General features: G+C 72.5%; 16 protein-coding genes. 6 read left to right on the forward strand and 10 right to left on the reverse strand.

Annotation, left to right across the window (positions count from 1 at the left end):
- The first annotated feature begins 10 nt into the window (after positions 1-10).
- Both A4R43_RS12130 and A4R43_RS12135 read left to right on the forward strand, forming a co-directional pair.
- Positions 11-1,282, forward strand: a complete 1,272-nt coding sequence (locus A4R43_RS12130) for an acyclic terpene utilization AtuA family protein (protein WP_113692437.1) — start codon at positions 11-13, stop codon at positions 1,280-1,282.
- Positions 1,279-1,581: an AtuA-related protein gene (locus A4R43_RS12135; RefSeq protein WP_113692438.1), complete on the forward strand. Its 303-nt coding sequence runs from the start codon at positions 1,279-1,281 to the stop codon at positions 1,579-1,581. The genes A4R43_RS12130 and A4R43_RS12135 overlap by 4 nt, the downstream gene beginning before the upstream one ends.
- Here A4R43_RS12135 and A4R43_RS12140 read toward each other — a convergent pair.
- The 7 genes from A4R43_RS12140 to A4R43_RS12170 all read right to left on the reverse strand — a co-directional run bounded on the left by A4R43_RS12140 (position 1,558) and on the right by A4R43_RS12170 (position 10,766).
- A complete protein-coding gene (locus A4R43_RS12140) occupies positions 1,558-1,938 on the reverse strand; it encodes a CU044_2847 family protein (RefSeq protein WP_113692439.1) in 381 nt (126 codons plus the stop codon). The genes A4R43_RS12135 and A4R43_RS12140 overlap by 24 nt on opposite strands.
- Positions 1,935-3,260 (reverse strand): ABC transporter substrate-binding protein, encoded by a 1,326-nt coding sequence (locus tag A4R43_RS12145; RefSeq protein ID WP_113692440.1) that lies wholly within the window; start codon positions 3,258-3,260, stop codon positions 1,935-1,937. Before A4R43_RS12145 ends, A4R43_RS12140 begins: the two co-directional genes overlap by 4 nt.
- Positions 3,257-4,342: a hypothetical protein gene (locus A4R43_RS12150; protein WP_162788420.1), complete on the reverse strand. Its 1,086-nt coding sequence runs from the start codon at positions 4,340-4,342 to the stop codon at positions 3,257-3,259. Before A4R43_RS12150 ends, A4R43_RS12145 begins: the two co-directional genes overlap by 4 nt.
- Positions 4,339-5,751: a VWA domain-containing protein gene (locus A4R43_RS12155; protein ID WP_113692442.1), complete on the reverse strand. Its 1,413-nt coding sequence runs from the start codon at positions 5,749-5,751 to the stop codon at positions 4,339-4,341. The genes A4R43_RS12150 and A4R43_RS12155 overlap by 4 nt, the downstream gene beginning before the upstream one ends.
- Positions 5,752-5,757: 6 nt before the next feature.
- On the reverse strand, positions 5,758-7,794 hold the full coding sequence (locus A4R43_RS12160) for a serine/threonine-protein kinase (protein ID WP_236808931.1): 2,037 nt from the start codon (positions 7,792-7,794) through the stop codon (positions 5,758-5,760).
- On the reverse strand, positions 7,791-9,257 hold the full coding sequence (locus A4R43_RS12165) for a S1 family peptidase (protein ID WP_236808932.1): 1,467 nt from the start codon (positions 9,255-9,257) through the stop codon (positions 7,791-7,793). The genes A4R43_RS12160 and A4R43_RS12165 overlap by 4 nt, the downstream gene beginning before the upstream one ends.
- 102 nt (positions 9,258-9,359) lie before the next feature.
- Entirely contained in the window at positions 9,360-10,766 is a 1,407-nt protein-coding gene (locus A4R43_RS12170) for a serine/threonine-protein kinase (RefSeq protein WP_113697524.1), read from the reverse strand.
- Between the two features lie 139 nt (positions 10,767-10,905).
- Between A4R43_RS12170 and A4R43_RS12175 the strand changes: the two genes are divergently transcribed.
- Positions 10,906-11,310 (forward strand): DoxX family protein, encoded by a 405-nt coding sequence (locus A4R43_RS12175; protein ID WP_113692443.1) that lies wholly within the window; start codon positions 10,906-10,908, stop codon positions 11,308-11,310.
- Here A4R43_RS12175 and A4R43_RS12180 read toward each other — a convergent pair.
- A complete protein-coding gene (locus A4R43_RS12180; RefSeq protein ID WP_113692444.1) occupies positions 11,297-11,905 on the reverse strand; it encodes a LysE/ArgO family amino acid transporter in 609 nt (202 codons plus the stop codon). The genes A4R43_RS12175 and A4R43_RS12180 overlap by 14 nt on opposite strands.
- Positions 11,906-11,974: 69 nt before the next feature.
- Here A4R43_RS12180 and A4R43_RS12185 point away from each other — a divergent pair, with 69 nt between their 5' ends.
- Positions 11,975-12,874: a LysR family transcriptional regulator ArgP gene (locus tag A4R43_RS12185; protein WP_113692445.1), complete on the forward strand. Its 900-nt coding sequence runs from the start codon at positions 11,975-11,977 to the stop codon at positions 12,872-12,874.
- Between the two features lies 1 nt (position 12,875).
- Here the strand turns inward: A4R43_RS12185 and A4R43_RS12190 are convergent, their stop codons facing one another.
- Entirely contained in the window at positions 12,876-13,262 is a 387-nt protein-coding gene (locus A4R43_RS12190) for a hypothetical protein (RefSeq protein WP_162788421.1), read from the reverse strand.
- Between the two features lie 238 nt (positions 13,263-13,500).
- Here A4R43_RS12190 and A4R43_RS12195 point away from each other — a divergent pair, with 238 nt between their 5' ends.
- A complete protein-coding gene (locus A4R43_RS12195) occupies positions 13,501-14,748 on the forward strand; it encodes a glycoside hydrolase family 27 protein (protein WP_113692447.1) in 1,248 nt (415 codons plus the stop codon).
- On the opposite strand, the gene A4R43_RS12200 is transcribed toward A4R43_RS12195, so the two are convergent.
- Complete coding sequence (locus A4R43_RS12200; RefSeq protein ID WP_113692448.1) at positions 14,713-15,192, reverse strand: hypothetical protein; 480 nt, start codon at positions 15,190-15,192, stop codon at positions 14,713-14,715. The genes A4R43_RS12195 and A4R43_RS12200 overlap by 36 nt on opposite strands.
- A gap of 116 nt (positions 15,193-15,308) precedes the next feature.
- Here A4R43_RS12200 and A4R43_RS12205 point away from each other — a divergent pair, with 116 nt between their 5' ends.
- Complete coding sequence (locus tag A4R43_RS12205) at positions 15,309-15,977, forward strand: DUF4142 domain-containing protein (protein ID WP_113692449.1); 669 nt, start codon at positions 15,309-15,311, stop codon at positions 15,975-15,977.
- Position 15,978: the final 1 nt, after the last annotated feature.

A 15,978-nucleotide genomic window follows, 5' to 3' on the forward strand; every position in this document is an offset into this window, starting at 1 on the left:
CACGAAACACATGCGAACGACACGAATCGGCAGTGGCGCGGGCTTTGCGGGCGACCGCTTCGAACCGGCCGAGGTGCTGGTGCGCCACGCCGGGCTGGCCGACCTGGTGCTGGAATGCCTCGCCGAGCGCACGATCGCGCTGGGCCAGCAACGCCGGCTCACCGATCCCGCCGCCGGGTACGACCCGCGGCTGCTCGCGCGCTTCCGGCGGCTGCTGCCGCTGGCCGCCGAGCACGGGGTGCGGGTGCTCAGCAACATGGGCGCGGCCAATCCGCTCGCCGCCGGGCGCGCGACCGCGGCGCTGCTGGATGAGCTCGGCCTCGACCGCGGCGTCGCGGTGGTCACCGGGGACGACGTGCTCGACCGGATCGACCCCCGCACCCCGGCGCTCGAAGACGGTGTCCCGCTGGAGGAACACGGCGAGCTGGTCTCCGCCAACGCCTATCTCGGCGCGGACGCGATCATGCCCGCGCTCGGCGCGGACGTGGTGCTCACCGGCCGCGTCGCCGACCCCTCGCTGTTCCTCGCCCCGCTCGCCGACCGGCTCGGCTGGGACCTGGCCGATCCGCCGCGGGCGGCCGCGGGCACGCTGATCGGCCACCTGCTCGAATGCGCCGGGCAGCTCACCGGCGGCTACTTCGCCGATCCCGGGCGGAAGGAAGTGCCCGGCCTCGCCGAACTCGGCTTCCCGTTCGCCGACGTGACCGCCGACGGCGCGGCCGTGTTCGGCAAGCCGGACGGCACCGGCGGCCTGGTCACGCGGGCGACCGTGCGGGAGCAGTTGCTGTACGAGATCACCGATCCCACCGCGTACCTGACCCCGGACGTGGAGCTGGACCTGCGTGAAGTCACCGTTCGCGAGACCGGGCCCGACCGGGTCGCCGTGCGGGGTGCGATCGGGCGCGCCCGGCCGCCGCGGCTGAAGGTGAGCGTCGGCTACCGCGCCGGGTTCCGCGCGGAGGCCGAGATTTCCTATGAGGGGCCCAATTCCCGGGAACGCGCCGCGCTCGCCGGGGAGATCGTCACCAAGCGGCTGCCGGCCCCGCCCCGGATCCAGCTGTCCACTTCGGACCACGAAAGCCGGCTGCGGGTGGCCGCGCTGACCCGTGACCGCGACGCCGCCGAAGCGGTCTGCCACGAGGTGGAAGCCCTGTACACCAACGGACCCGCCGGTGGCGGCGGCGTCCGCACCAGCACCACGGAGGTCATCGGCATCGTGTCCGTACTCGCCGACCGCGAAATCGCCGAACCGGCGGTCACCACCTTCGGGCCGGTGCGATGATCCTGCACGACATCGCGCACTGCCGGGCGGGCGACAAGGGTGACACCTCGATCCTGTCGCTGTTCCCCTACCGCGACGAGGACTTCCCGCTGCTCGTCCGCGAGGTGACCGCCGAACGCGTGCGCGCGCACCTGGCCGGGCAGCTGCGCGGCGAGGTCGTCCGGTACGTGCTGCCGAACCTGTGCGCGCTGCAGTTCCGCTGCCGCCAGGCGCTCGACGGCGGTGTCACCACCTCGCTCGCACTGGACACGCACGGCAAAGGGCTGAGCTTCCGCCTACTCTCCCTGCCCATCGGCTGACTTGGCGGGCGCGTCTTCCACCGTCTCCTCCTGCGGCACGGCGGCAGCGGGGTCGCGCAGCCACTTCAGCTTGACCTCGAACTGGCCCTGCAGCCCGGTTTTCGCGATCACCGCGCCCGCCTGCGCGTCCAGCTTCACGCCGAACTTCAGCTCCACCTCGTCCGGGCCCATCGCGCGGAACTTCTCCAGCGCGGCGGCCGCCGCACCCCGCACCTCCTCCAGCGCGCGTTCGAAGGAGACACCCGCCTCGCGAAGCATGTTCTTCGACCGCGAGGCACGCTCGACCGCGTGCGGCACCTCCACTTCGACCAGCACCGAGCCACCACCGTCGAGCGGGAACCGCACGAACTCCGTCACTTTCCGTTCTCCTCTCGGCCGCAAGGCAGGTTGAGGCGTTCGTCCGCGGGAATCCCGGCGCGGACCCGTTCGAGCACTTCGAGCAGCCGCTCCAGGTCGCCGGGATCACCCAGGTAGTCGAGCACGGCGCGGTGGAAGGCGTCGCTCATCGTCGCGGGCATCATGTCCGACGCGTCGAAGCACCACGGCCCCGAAGTCAGCCGCCTGGCCACCCGCTCGCTCAGCGGATCCCGGTAGACGCCCTGGTCGAGCAGGTTCGGATTGATCGAGAAGGTGCCGCCCGCCTCCCGGGACGGCCACACCGCCTGCCCGCGTTCCGAAGCCAGGTACCGCATCAGCTCGCGGGCCTCGGGCGTGTCGGCGAACATCCCGGCCAGGTCCGCCGACACCCCGGCCGGTTCGGCCGACGGCTCGGCGGCGCCGTCGACCACCGGGAACGGGAAGAAGTCGAACTCCGCGATCCCCGGCTTGGGCCTGCCGGGCAGCTCGTAGCCCTGGTAGCCGCTGATCCTGGACGAGGCGAAATGGTCGAGCACGCATCCCGGCGGGGTGGTGAACATGGGCTTCGCCGCGTCGCCGAAACCCAGTAGCAGCGCGCCGTGCGTGCCGCCGCGCACCGCACCCGGCCGCGCCACCAGCTGCCCCCAGTCCTCCCAGGCCCGGCGCACCTCCGGCGAGGTCCACGGCAGCTCACCCGCCGCCCACCGCTGGTAGACCTGCGGCCCGGACCGGCGCAGCAGGATGTCCTCGATCCAGTCGGTGCCCGGCCAGCCCGAGGTGCTCTGCGACTCCATGCCGAGGCACCACGGCGCCTGCCCGCGCGCGCTCAGGTCCCCGCTCAGCGCGGCCAGCTCGGCCCAGGTGCGCGGGGGCGCGCCGGGCAGCGAGCCGCGGCGGTACCAGATCAGGCTCTTGAGATCGGCCTTCACCACCACCGCGTAGTCGGCCTCGGTGCCGAGCCGTTGCAGGGGCTGCCACTGCGGGCCGGGGCGTTCGCCGAGCACCTCGGTGCCGAGCGGGCGGAGGTCACCGCTGTCGACGTACCGCGCCAGCTCGCCGGGGTTCGGCAGCACCGCGATGTCCGGCGGGCGGCCCTTCTGCACGTCCGACCGCAGCACCTGGCTGACCGACCGGGTGCCGCGGTAGTCGACCTCGATCCCGCTTTCGGTCTCGAACTCGTCGAGCACCGCGCGGAAGGCCTGCTCTTCGGCGCCTTCCCACGAAGCGAGCACGGTGAGCACCGGGGCGCCGGTGGCCCCGGCCGTGCAGGCGCTCAACCCGAGCAGCAGCACGCCGGACAGCGCGACCAGTGATCGTCTCATGTGGACCTGAACCGGTATTCGTCGATGCGGCGGCGGAACCCGGCCACCACCAGTCCGGCGATCGCCAGGCCGAGGCCCGCGATCAGGTACTCGGTGAAGGCGGGCAGATCGGCCGCCGCCAGCTCCTGAGTGACGCGGCGGCCGTCGTCGGCCGGGTCACCGGCGGTCGCGGCCGGTGCCGCGCCCCCGTCGGGAATGGTGGCGGCCAGCTCGTCCACCACGCCGCCGCAGTCCGGCCCGCAGTGGTCCCGGAGCAGCGACACCAGCTCCGGCCGCGCGGCCGCGGCCTCGGCCACCGCCCCGGACCGCCATTCCGCCACCGCCATGTCCACCGTGCTGCCCGCGTCCTTGGCCCCCGAAGCCGAGCCGAAACCGAACGAGGTGGTGACGATCAACCCGAGCAGCACCGCGGTGGCCCCGGCCAGCCAGAAGTTCCACCGCCGCCGGAACCGCCTGCGCAGCTCGAACTGGGCGTACCCGAGCAGCCCGAGCAGCGCCAGCGCGGGCAGCAGCCACAGCGCGGCCACCGCCGGGGCCAGCCAGCCGCCGGAGAGCTGCTCGCGCAGGGCCGTGTGCTGCAGGTCGGCGAGCGCGCCGAGCCGGACCAGGATGCCGTTGTCCGGCGCGTGCATCAGGCGTGAGGCGTACCAGAGGTCGGCGGCGCCGAGCATGCGGGTTTCCGGCTGCCGGTAGTGCGCGTCGGCCTGTTCGACGAAGTTCGCGTACCCGGCCAGCAGCCCTTCCACCACCTGCAGCGCGCGGCTGCCCTCGGCGCCCGCCGCGTTGTGCTCGGCGACCTGGGCCAGGCTCTGGCGCGCGGTGACCAGCTCGCTCTGGTGCCGCTCCCCCGGCCCGATCAGCGCCGCCTGCCCGGTGTGGAAGCTGATCACCACCGCGTTGTCCGCCTCGACCAGCGCGTCCTGCGCGGCCACCACCTCCAGCACGGCGGGTGCCGTCCCGGCCCGCACACCGGCCACAGTGGACTGGATACCGGCGAAGGTGGCCAGCGCGGCGAGCGTGACCACCGCGGTGGCGGCGAGCAGCCAGACCCGCAGCCGCCGCAACCGGCGCAGCGTGCTCATCTCGCCTCCACCGGGGTGCGGCACTGCCCGCACACCTTGGCGCCCGGCCGCAGGAGCCGGTCGCATTCGCGGCACCGCACCGGCTGCCCGTTCTCCGGGTCTCCCTGGGGCGCCGGACGCGGCACGGCCGAATCCATCGACAGGCCGGAACCGACCACGGCGGACTTGACGTCACGCGGCCGGAGCCCGTCCTTGAGCCGGACTCCGCCGTCCGGCCGTTCTTCGATCAGCCGTCCCAGCCGCGTCACCAGGTTCTCGTCGCCGAGCCGGACCGCCAGCCGCAGCGCCTCACCCCACCGGCCGACCGCCTCGGTGAGCGCACCGCCGTCGTAGGACCGCCAGCCGTCCTGGATCAGCCCGCGCAGCTCGGCCTGCTCGGTGTGCCTGCTGACCCGCTCGTCCACCCGGCTGGACAGCGTGAGGTCCTCGGTGACGTGCCCGAGCACGGTGCAGCTCGCCGCGGCGCCGACCGGCTCGACCCTGGCGAGCTGGATGTCCTCGGCGGCAGGCAGCGTGCCGGTGTGCACGTCGAAACACAAGTGGTACTCGCGGTGTTCGACCGCCCAGCCGCCGGTCGGCAGCTCGGCCACGCGCTCGCCGACCGGCCGCACCTGGCCGGTCAGGTCCACTTTGGACGGATAGACCTGCTTGGCGAAGCGCAGCGCGGTGAACGGCATGGTGCGGATGCGCAGCCGCAGATCCGGGATCACCCGGCCCATCGCCGACTCGATCAACCGCCGGAAGTCCGCGGCCAGGTCGGCTTCGGCCAGCACCGCGTCCGCCCGCCCGTGCAGCGCCCCGCAGATCCGCTCCAGCTCATGGGGCTGCCAGTCGTCCCCGATGCCGCGCGCGTCGCAGTCGAACCGGCCGGTGCACGCGGCCAGCGCCGGTCCCAGCCGTTCGGGCGGCTCCGACTCGTTCTTGCCGTCGGTGAGCAGGATCGCGTGCCGCACCGCCTCGGGATACGGCTCGAACAGGCTCGCCGCCAGGCTGAGCCAGGTGCTCATCGCGGTGCCACCGCCCGCGATCAGGCCGCGTGCCTTCGCCTTCGCCGCGGCCCGGGTTTCGTCGTTCGCGCGCACCAGCCCGCGCTCCGGGTAGACCAGTTCCGCGTGACCGGTCCCGCGCACCACGCCGAAGTGCACGCCGTCGCGCAGGGTGTCGATGGCGACCGCGGTGGCCTGGCGCGCGGCGGCGATCTTGGTCGGCGGCCAGTCCATCGACGCCGAGCAGTCCACCAGCAGCACCTCGGCGGCTTCGGCAGGCGGCCGGGCACCGACCGCGCGCACGGTGAGGATCGCGTGCATGGCCCGGTCCGATGGCGACAGGTACTTGTTCTGGCTGAGCTCGAGTGCGAACTCGGATTCCTCTCCAGCGGGCACGGGCGTCACCTCCGATTCCTCGGTCATCTGAAGTCACGTCACTGTCCTCGGCCGGACCGCGTTGGCCCGGTCGACCAGCAGGCCGTACTGCGTCTCGTCGCGGGCCAGCCCGGCGATCCGGCGGAACGAGCGCTCCAGCCGCAGCCGCAGCCCGTGCTCGGTGACCGGGTCGCCGAGCAGCTCACCGCCGTTCCAGCCGCCGGTTCCCCCGTGGTCGAGCGCGGCCTGGCGGACGAAGGTCTTGAGCAGCTCGGCGGATTCGCCGTCCAGGAACAGTTCCGGCACCCGCCGCACCACGTCCTCCAGGTCCGCCTGGCTGACCGGCGCGGCCACGCGGATGCGCACCGCGGCGACGCGCGCGGCGTCGTGGTGACGTGACGTGCCCGGCACCTCGTCGAGCGCGGAGACGGCGTTTTCCTTGTCACCACGGCGAAGCAGGCAGCGCGCCAGACCGAACGCGGCGCTGACCTGGCTGTCGTCACGGGACCAGACCGACTGGTAGCACCGCTGCGCCCGGTCGTGGTCGCCCAGCACTTCGGCGCAGTACCCGGCGGCCAGCTTGGGCGCGTCCTCGGCGGGCCACGCCTGCCGCACCTCACCGAACTTCCGGTCCGCCTGGCCGACGGCGCCGACATTGCCGTCCGCCAGGCAGAGCAGCCCGCGGTGCCAGGCGATCCGCCAGTCGTACGCCGCCTCGGTGCCCAGCGCCTCCTCGGCCCGGCCGATCGCCCGCTCGGCACCCCGCGGGTCCCGCGACGCGATCCGCGCGCGGGCCCTGGTCAGCTCGGTCTCCACGGGACTGTCGCCGGGAACCGGCTGGGGCACCGGAAATCGGGACGCCGCCTCGGCGGGTTCCGGGCGGCCGGTGTCGAACACCTCGGGCTGTGGCTCGGTCCAGTACGCGAGGCCGGGCACCGCGCCGAGACCGGCGTCGAGCAGTTCCGGCGTGCTCTCGAACCGCGTCGACCGCCGCGGCCGCTGGAGCAGCACTTCGCGCCGGACGCCGTCCAGTTGCTCGGACATCTCGGCGGCGCTGGTGAACCGGCGTTCGTAGGCGGCCGTCGCGCGGGCGATGACCAGCCGCAGCGATTCCGCGCCGGGGTTGCCGTCGGCGCCCGGGGTCGCGTCCAGCAGGGTTTCCAGGGTCCGGCCGACCGAATAGACGTCCGAGCGCACGGTCAGCCCGCGTTCGCGGCGTTCCCCGTCGCTGATCCGGTAGCCGGTGGTCAGCACGGCCACGCTGTCCTGGTCGCCGATCTTCCTGGCGGCCCCGAGATCGATCACCTTGACGCGCTTGTCGCCGTGGATCACGTTGTTCGGCGTCATGTCCACGTAGAGCAGGCCTTCGCCGTGCAGGTAGTCCAGCGCGGACAGGATCGCGCGGCCGTAGGTGATCACGTGCTCCACGCGCAGCAGGTCCGGCCGCCGCAGCACGGCCCGCAGCGAAAGCCCGCCGACGTGGTCCATCACGATGTACTCGTCGCCGTCGTGGGCGACGAAGTCGACGATCCGCACGATGTTCGGGTGGTCCAGCCGGGTCAGCACGTCCCGCTCGACCTGCGCGAGCCGGCGCGCCCTGGCGTTGTGCTGGTCGAGCACGCCCTTGAGCACCACGTACTTGTCGGGCAGGTGGCTGTCGGCGGCGAGGTAGACCCAGCCGAGCCCGCCGTGCGCCAGGCAGCCGAGCACGTCGTACTGCCCGCCGACGCGCTCCCCCGCCTTCAGCTTCGGCCGGAAGTCGAACGGCTCGCCGTCCTCCTCGCAGAACCCGTGCCGCAGCGGCGGCTGGCCGAGGTAGGGGCGGCCGACCGGGCCACCGCACTGGCCGCAGACCTGCTGCTCCACCGGGTACTCGGGATCGGCCAGCACCAGGGTGGCCGGATCGGGGATGTCCACCTCGGGCAGCGAGCGGAACTCGCTGTCGCCGGTGGCCTCGCTTTCGGTGCCACGCCGCGCACTCGACGGCACGGGTCTTCGTTCCGGGACCACCCGGCGGCGCCCGCACTCGTCGCAGAACCCGCCGGGGCCGACCGGTTTCCCGTGGCAGGTCGGCACTTCCCCGCCCGTCACGACCCCACCCTCCGGCGGACCTCGGCCACGTAGGCGTGCACGAGCGGGGCCGCGTCCGGCAGCAGGCACGGGCTCGCGGTCAGCGCCGCCTTCGCGGGCCGGTACACCTCGTCCAGTTCCTCGTCCTCCATCAGCCCGTTGCGCACCGCCATCGCGTTGTAGCCGCTGAGCTGCCCGTACAGCTCGTCGTACTCCTCGCTCCTGGCGTCCAGTTCGTGCCGGTAGGCGGCCAGCCGGTCGCGCTGCCGGCGCAGCCACTTCTCCAGCGACACCAGGCGCCGGTGCGTCCGGCTGGGCTCGGCCGCCTCCACCGCACCCAGCAGGAAGGCCAGTTCGGTGCCACGCGGGGAGAACTCGGGCAGCGGCTGGATCTTGCGCGCCAGTTCCCTGGCCCGCGCCCGCACACTGTCCTCTTCGGACTCGAAGGCGGCGGCCAGCACGCGCAGCCGGTCCAGCCGGGCGGCGTTCTCGTCGCGCTGCCAGTCCCGCGCCAGGCCCACGCCCGGCGCGTTGTCCGCGCTGAACTGCACGATCACCTGCGTGCCCACCTTCAGCAGCGGCCGCACCACCTCGTGCAGCAGCCGCTCCGGGTGGCTGGAGCCGTCCACCCCGGCCAGCGCCAGCGTGGCGGGCTCCGGCGAATGCCCGCGTTCCTCGGCGATCCTGGAGGACACCTCGCCGGGGCTCTTCCCGGTGGCGTCCACGGTGCACAGCCTGCCCGCGCGTTCCTTCGCCGCCACCTCGGAGAACCCGCTGTCGAGCGCGGCTTCCCGGTCCCCGATCAAGATCGTGATGGTGCCACCGGCGTCGGGCAGTTCACCGCCGACGAACCCGGTGAGCGCGGGCACGTACCCGGCGAGCACCCGGACCGGGATCAGGTAGGCCAGCCCGGTGCTCCGGTCGGTGTACTCGGTGACCACCATGCCGATCACCGCGCCGGTGGCCTTGTCGACCACACCCGCGCCGCTGAACCCGCCCCGCACCCGCTCGCCGGGCACCGGCGAGTTCAGCTGCACCCACTCCCCGGCCGGACCGGCCAGCTCGGCGCCGTTGACCCACACGCCGTTCTCGTGCGGATACGGGAAACCGTAGGTGTGCACCACGCGATCGCGGACGGCGTCGGTGTACCGCAGCGGCGCGCCGGGCACGTCCGGCGATTCGGTCAGGCGCAGCAGCGCCACGTCGCCGGTGCCGTCGTCGGCCGGGGGCACCCACGCGCCGGGCACCACGGTCGCCGGGATCGACGGCTGGTCCGGCAGGCCGACGAACCGGGCGCTGACCCGCAGCCCGGCGGGATCGGCGCCGGGATCGGGGGAAACCACGTGGGCACAGGTGAGCGCGATGTGCTCGCCGAGGAACATCCCGGCCCCCAGGGTGCCGCCCGCCGGATCCTGGATGCTGATCCGCCACGGCTCTCCCGCGTGCCCGGCTCCCTTGCCCTCAGCGCCTGTGCTCCCCCTCACCGTAGGTAACCATACGACGGCTCCGCGGTGGTGTGCCGCCACATTCATGCATCCGTGATGCCCCGCGCCCGGGATCACCCGTTTGCCGTGGGCGGATTCGCCTCACTGCTGGCTGTCGATCAGCCATTTGCCGCCGCTGGGCACCAGGGTGTAGGTGTGCCGCTCGCGTTCGGTGCCGCCGCCGGAACGGGTGTAGACGACGGTCGCGGAGACGGTGTTGTTCCCCGTGACGCTGATGTCGGAGACCTGCACGGCGCTCATCTGGCCCCAGAACGCGGCGTAACTGCCGAAGCTGGGTGCGCGGGCCTGCTTCATCCGGTCGGAGAGCAGGCCGTAGGCGGTTTCGAGATTGCCCGGCAGCAGGGCGTAGTAGTCGCTGACCGCGGTCCGCAGCGCCTCCGCCGGATCCGGTGGCGCGGAAGAGGAAGCCGGCGGCGCCGAACTCGGCGGCGGGGTGCTCGCCGAGGTTTCCGGTGCGGGCGGTGGCGGTGGTGGCGCGGGCTGCGGGGTGCTCTGCGCGACCGGCGGCACCTCCGGGGTTTCCCCACCGCGGTTCATCAGCACCACGGCGACCACCCCGCCCGCGATCAGCAGCACCACCACGCAGACCGCCAGGATCAGCCGCAACCGGCTACGGCCGCCTTCGGGCACGGCCGCCGGGGCGAGCTGCACGGTCTTCGCTTCGGTGATCAGGGCGAGTTCGGCGGCGACCGCGGCCATCTCCGGGCGCGCGGCCGGATCGGCGTCGAGCATGCGCGTGAGCAGGCCGTGCAGCGGACCGGCGTGCTCCGGCGGCGGGAACTCGCCGGTGGCCACGCGGTAGAGCAGAGCGATCTGGTTGTCGCCGACGCCGAACGGCGGCGCGCCTTCGACCGCGTGGTACATCGTGGCGCCGAGGGAGAACACGTCGGACCGCGAATCGGCGTCCTCCCCGCGGGCCACCTCGGGCGCGAAGTACGCCGGGGTCCCGGCGACCACCCCGGTCGCGGTGAGCGTGCCGTCCCCGGCGGCCCGCGAAATGCCGAAGTCGCTGAGCTTGGCGACCCCGTCGTCGGACATCAGCACGTTGGCCGGCTTGACGTCGCGGTGCACGATCCCGGATTCGTGGGCGGCGGCCAGCGCCGCGGCGATCTGCGCGCCGATCGCCGCCACCTCCTCGGCGCCGAGCCGCCCGCGTCTGGCCAGTACCTCGGCGAGGCTGGTCGAGGGCAGGTACTCCATCACCAGCACCGGGCGGTCGTTGTCGGTGACCACGTCGAACACGGTGATCGCACTCGGATGGGTCAGCTTCGCCGCGATCCGGCCCTCGCGCATCGCCCGCGCGCTGGCCTCGGCGACCAGCCCGGCGGCATCGGGCGCACCCGGGGTGTGCGGCAGGATCAGTTCCTTCAGCGCCACCACGCGGTCCAGCCGCTGGTCCTCCGCCTTCCACACCACGCCCATCGCGCCCGCGCCGATCCGCTCCAGGAGCTGGTAGCGCTCCGCGATCAGGCGGTCGGTTTCGGCCACGATGGGGGTCCTCTCCGGGAAAGCGGCGGGCGGGTGCACCACCAACCGTAGTCACCACCGCCGCCGGTGCCGGAACCAGTGTGCACGGACGATTTTCCCGGCCCTGGCTTCGCCGATCCGGTTGCGGCAGGATGCTCGCATGCCGGTCCGAGTTGGCGGTACCCGTGGCGTTTCCGTGCTGAACATCGTGTTGTGGATCGTGCAGGTGCTGCTCGCCGCCGAGTTCCTCTACAGCGCCTACCTGCTCTTCGCCGGCGGGCACACCGAGCGGACCTTCGAGCAGATCGGGCTGGGCCAGTGGCTGCGTCACACCACCGGCGTGCTGGAGGCAGCCGGGGCGATCGGCCTGCTGATCCCCGGGCTCACCGCGCTGGCCGCGCTCGGCCTGGCCGCGGTGATGGTCGGCGCGAGCGCCACCGAACTGTTCATCCTGGACAACGGCAGCGCGACCCTGCCGCTGATCCTGCTGGTGGTGTCGCTGGCCGTGGCCGTCCTGCGGCGTGACGAGCTGACCGCGCTGCTCGGCCGCGTCAGGCGCCGCTGACCAGCACCACGCCGAAGGTGACCATGGTCGCCGCGACCAGGCCGTCGAGCACCCGCCACGACGACGGCCGCGCGAAGAACCCGGTGAGCAGGCGCGCGCCGAACCCGAGCGCGGTGAACCAGCACAGGCTCGCCACCACCGCGCCGAGGCCGAACGCCCAGCGCAGGTCGCCCTTCGCCGCGGCCACGGACCCGAGCAGCAGCACGGTGTCCAGGTAGACGTGCGGGTTGAGCCAGGTCATCGCCAGGCAGGTGAGCACCGCGCGCCGCGGTGAGCCGGGGCCGAGGTCCACCTGCATCGCCGACGGCCGGAACACCCGGCGCGCGGCGAGCGCGCCGTAGCAGAGCAGGAAGGCGCCGCCGACCAGGCCGACCGCGGTGACCGCGCCCGGCCAGGCCGCCACCACGGCGCCGACCCCGGCCACGCCGAGCGCGATCAGCACCGCGTCGGACAGCGCGCAGATGGCCACCACGGCGAGCACGCCGTCGCGCCGGATGCCCTGGCGCAGCACGAACGCGTTCTGCGCGCCGATGGCGACGATCAGCGAGAGGCCGGTGCCGAAACCGGCGGCCGCGGCGAGCAGGAGGTTTCCCATGCGATCGAGGCTACGAACCGGAGAGTCAACAGTACAGCTCAAGATTCTTACGTAACATTAGCGCTCGTGATGATGACCGAACTGCCGCTCGACCAGGTGCGCACGCTGCTCGCGGTGGTCGACGAGGGCACCTTCGACGCCGCCGCGGCCGCACTGCACGTGACCCCGTCGGCGGTCAGCCAGCGGGTCAAAGCGCTCGAGCAGCGCACCGGCCGGGTGCTGCTGCTGCGCACGAAACCGGTGCGTGCCACCGAATCCGGCGAGGTGGTGGTCCGGTTCGCGCGGCAGCTGGCCCGGCTCGAACTCGACGCGCGCGCCGAGCTGGGCATGGCCGACACCGGCGAACCGGCCCGGCTATCCATCGCGGTCAACGCCGACTCGCTGGCCACCTGGTTCCTGCCCGCGCTGGCCGGCGTGCCCGAGGACCTGCGGATCTCGTTCGAACTGCATCGCGAGGACCAGGACCACACCACGGCGCTGCTGCGGGAGGGCGTGGTGATGGCGGCGGTGACGTCGTCGCCCGATCCGGTCGCCGGCTGCTCGGTGCGCGGCCTCGGCAAGATGCGGTACCTGCCGATGGCGAACCCGGAGTTCGCCGCCCGCCACCTCGGCGACGGCCCGCTGCGGCAGTCGCTGCCGGACGCGCCGGTGGTGTTGTTCGACCGGCGGGACGACCTGCAGGACCGGCTCACCCGCAAGCTGACCCGCGGCCGGGGCGCCGGTTCGCGGCGGCACTACGTGCCTTCGTCGGAGGCCTTCGTCGAGGCGGTGGCCGCCGGGCTGGGCTGGGGCATGGTGCCGGTCGCGCAGGCCGGGCCGTACCTGCGTGCCGGGACGCTGGCCGATCTCGCGCCGGAGCAGGCGATCGACGTGCCGTTGTACTGGCAGCAGTGGAAACTCGACTCCCCCGCACTGGCGGCCACCGCCGACGCGGTCGCCACCGCGGCGGCCGCGGCACTGACCCGATGAGTCAGAACCGCCACCTGGTCGGCGAGGCCAGTTCCGGCCCCCAGCCGAAAACCACCTCGGGCACCACGTGGAAGGCGGGCCCGCCGGTCCCCGACGCGTCCACCACCGTGCCGTCTTCGCGGGGTGAGATCGGATAGTCGTACTTGGGGCCGTAGACCGCGCACATCTCGCGCAGGGTCTCGGCGTCGTGCCCCATCCTGGCCGCGCCTTCGACGATCACCACCTCCTGTCCGCTCTCCAGGTGCAGCCACACTCCCCACACCGGACGGCAGTGCGGGCGCCCGCCGGGGCGGGTGGTGGCGCCCCAGTAGTCGCGGGCGCCGGCGAGCCGGCGGCGCGCCCACTCCCACGGCAGCAACTCCCCCGGCGGTGCCGGTTCGCCGGACATGAGCGGAGCGGAGCCACGGGGTGCACCCAGCGCCGGAACCATGACCCGCCTTCGTGCATGAGCCACTCCCGGTGAAGAGCTCCACCGGGCGGAGCAACCCCCTTGGGGCCGGCAGCATTCCTGATGGTTTCGGTCTCGATCACCAGAACGATTCAGTGGGACCCGAACGCACTATTGACGCGGTTGGTTACTTGTTGTTGGCTCGTGTTTGGTTTTGTTGACTGCGGAAGGGGTCTTGATGATTCCGGCGAGACGCACACTGACCAAACTGACCACACTGGTCGCCACCGGAGCTGCGGCGGCCGCGCTGGCGAGCCCGGTCCAGGCGGCCGAACCGGCGCCGACCCCGGCGCTGGGCTGGAACTCCTGGAACACCTTCGGCTGCGACATCAACGAGCAGCTGATCCGCGACACCGCGGACGCGATGGTCTCCTCCGGCATGGCCGCCGCCGGTTACGAGTACGTGGTGATCGACGACTGCTGGTTCGATCCCCAGCGCGCCGCGGACGGTTCGCTGCGGGCCCATCCCGAGCGCTTTCCCAGTGGTATCAAGGCACTCGCCGACTACGTGCACGGCAAGGGCCTGAAGTTCGGCATCTACCAGGTGCCCACCGAGCTGACCTGCGCGCAGCGCGGCGGCGCCTATCCCGGCGCGACCGGCAGCCTCGGCCACGAAGCGCAGGACGCGCGCACCTTCGCCGACTGGGGCGTGGACTACCTGAAGTACGACTGGTGCTCACCGGAAGGCACGCTCGAGGACCAGATCGACGCGTTCACCCTGATGCGCGACGCGTTGCGCGACACCGGCCGCGAAATCCTGTACAGCATCAACGCCAACAGCTACCACCCCGACAAGAACGGCGCGAAGTACGACTGGTCGCACATCGCCGACCAGTGGCGCACCACCGAGGACATCAAGCCGGTGTGGCGCACCGGGAATCCCAACACCTACCCGATGGGCGTCACCGACATCATCGACGTCACCGAGCCGCTGCGCGACTGGGCGGGCCCCGGCCACTGGAACGACCCGGACATGCTCGAAGTGGGCGTGTACCACGTCGAAGGCTTCCCCGGCCTGACCGACACCGAAGCCGCCGCGCACTTCAGCATGTGGGCGATGCTGGCCGCGCCGATGATCGCGGGCAACGACCTGCGGTCCATTCCGGACGGTGTGCACGGCATCCTGACCAATCGCGCGGTGCTCGCGGTGAACCAGGACCCGCTGGGCGTGGCCGCCGACCGCGTCCGCGACGACGGTGACCTGGAGGTGTGGGCCAAGCCGCTCGCCGGTGGCGAGGTGGCGGTGGCCCTGTTCAACCGCTCGGAAACCGCCGCGAAGATCACCACCACGGCCAAGGAGGTCGGCGCGCCCGGCAAGCGGCACCGGGTGACCGACCTGTGGAGCGGCCGGAAATGGCTCAGCCACGGCGAAATCTCCGCCGACGCACCGTCACACGGGGTGCGCCTGCTCCGGCTCGGCCGCTAGGGCTCCGGCCACGCGTTCCAGGCCGTCCCTGATCAGGCGGCCGTACGCGTCGTCGCCGAGTGCGCCGATCGTGGCCCGCGCGCGCCGAAGGTGTTCGCGGGCCAGGTCCAGCTCGCCGAGCTTGCGGTAGCACTCGCTCAGGTTCAGGTGCAGCGACGGGAACAAGCCGGCTGCCGGAAGCGCCACCCCGGCTTCCGCCAGCCGGTCGTCGGTGAGCAGGGCGGCGGCGGTCAGCGCACGCTGGTCCCAGGCCAGTTCCTCGCGCACGTCGTCCTGCACGTCGGCCATCGCGTGCGCGAGCGTGCACCGGTGCAGCGGATCGCCGGCATCGCCGCCGATCTGCGCCCAGATCTCGGCGAACACCGCGCGAGCGGCCTCCCGTTCGCCCTGGTGGGCGCGCCGCACCGCCTCGCCGATCCGGACGATCGTCGGGTCCGTGCTCATCGGGCCCCTCCTTCGCACCGGGAACCGCCAGTGTGCCGGATTTTCGCGGCCGGAACGAACGACCGCGGCGGGTGTCCGTTTTTCCCTGTGCAGACCCGCACGATCTGGAGGGCAGAATGCGACACACCCGGCGAACAACGCGGTTCCGCTCGCGCACGCTGGCCATCACGATCGCGGTGGTCACGCTGGCCGCGCTGGTGCCCGTGGTGCTTTCACTGCGGAACTCCGACCACCCGGCGAACACGGCGAACGCGGTCACCGCGCCAGGTCAGCTCAACGCCGCCCAGGAGGCGGGCGTCGCCGGTCCGGTCACCGAACTGGACCGGACCTTCCTGGTCAAGGTGCGCCAGGCCGGGCTGTGGGAGATCCCGGCGGGCAGGCTCGCGCAGGCCAACGGCTCCAGCGAAGCGGTCAAGCGCGCCGGTCACCACCTGCTGGACGGACACTCCCGGTTGGACCAGCTGGTCCGCGAAGACGCCGAGATCCTCGGTGTCGAGCTGCCCGACGAGGCCACCGAGGAACAACAGCAGTGGGTCGACCAGCTCACCGGCCTGCGCGGTGAGGAGTTCGACCGGTTCTTCGCGAACGTGCTGCGTTCCTCACACGGCAAGATCTTCGCCACCATCGGCGAGGTCCGCGCCGGCACGCAGAACGACCTGATCCGGCGGCACGCGCGGGAGGCGAACCAGACCGTGCTCGACCACATGGAGGTGCTCGAGGACACCGGCCTGGTCACCGCCGAAACGCTGGCCGAGGTGGAAACCGCTGTGACACCACCGAAGTGAG

The organism is Amycolatopsis albispora (assembly GCF_003312875.1).
Classification (GTDB): domain Bacteria; phylum Actinomycetota; class Actinomycetes; order Mycobacteriales; family Pseudonocardiaceae; genus Amycolatopsis; species Amycolatopsis albispora.

Bases quoted from the DNA above. Each gene is read 5' to 3' on its own strand.
- A4R43_RS12130 (WP_113692437.1), top strand. From the start codon at position 11: ATGCGAACGACACGAATCGGCAGTGGCGCGGGCTTTGCGGGCGACCGC.
- A4R43_RS12135 (WP_113692438.1), top strand. From the start codon at position 1,279: ATGATCCTGCACGACATCGCGCACTGCCGGGCGGGCGACAAGGGTGAC.
- A4R43_RS12145 (WP_113692440.1), bottom strand. From the start codon at position 3,260: ATGAGACGATCACTGGTCGCGCTGTCCGGCGTGCTGCTGCTCGGGTTG.
- A4R43_RS12150 (WP_162788420.1), bottom strand. From the start codon at position 4,342: ATGAGCACGCTGCGCCGGTTGCGGCGGCTGCGGGTCTGGCTGCTCGCC.
- A4R43_RS12155 (WP_113692442.1), bottom strand. From the start codon at position 5,751: ATGACCGAGGAATCGGAGGTGACGCCCGTGCCCGCTGGAGAGGAATCC.
- A4R43_RS12175 (WP_113692443.1), top strand. From the start codon at position 10,906: ATGCCGGTCCGAGTTGGCGGTACCCGTGGCGTTTCCGTGCTGAACATC.
- A4R43_RS12180 (WP_113692444.1), bottom strand. From the start codon at position 11,905: ATGGGAAACCTCCTGCTCGCCGCGGCCGCCGGTTTCGGCACCGGCCTC.
- A4R43_RS12185 (WP_113692445.1), top strand. From the start codon at position 11,975: ATGATGACCGAACTGCCGCTCGACCAGGTGCGCACGCTGCTCGCGGTG.
- A4R43_RS12190 (WP_162788421.1), bottom strand. From the start codon at position 13,262: ATGTCCGGCGAACCGGCACCGCCGGGGGAGTTGCTGCCGTGGGAGTGG.
- A4R43_RS12195 (WP_113692447.1), top strand. From the start codon at position 13,501: ATGATTCCGGCGAGACGCACACTGACCAAACTGACCACACTGGTCGCC.
- A4R43_RS12200 (WP_113692448.1), bottom strand. From the start codon at position 15,192: ATGAGCACGGACCCGACGATCGTCCGGATCGGCGAGGCGGTGCGGCGC.
- A4R43_RS12205 (WP_113692449.1), top strand. From the start codon at position 15,309: ATGCGACACACCCGGCGAACAACGCGGTTCCGCTCGCGCACGCTGGCC.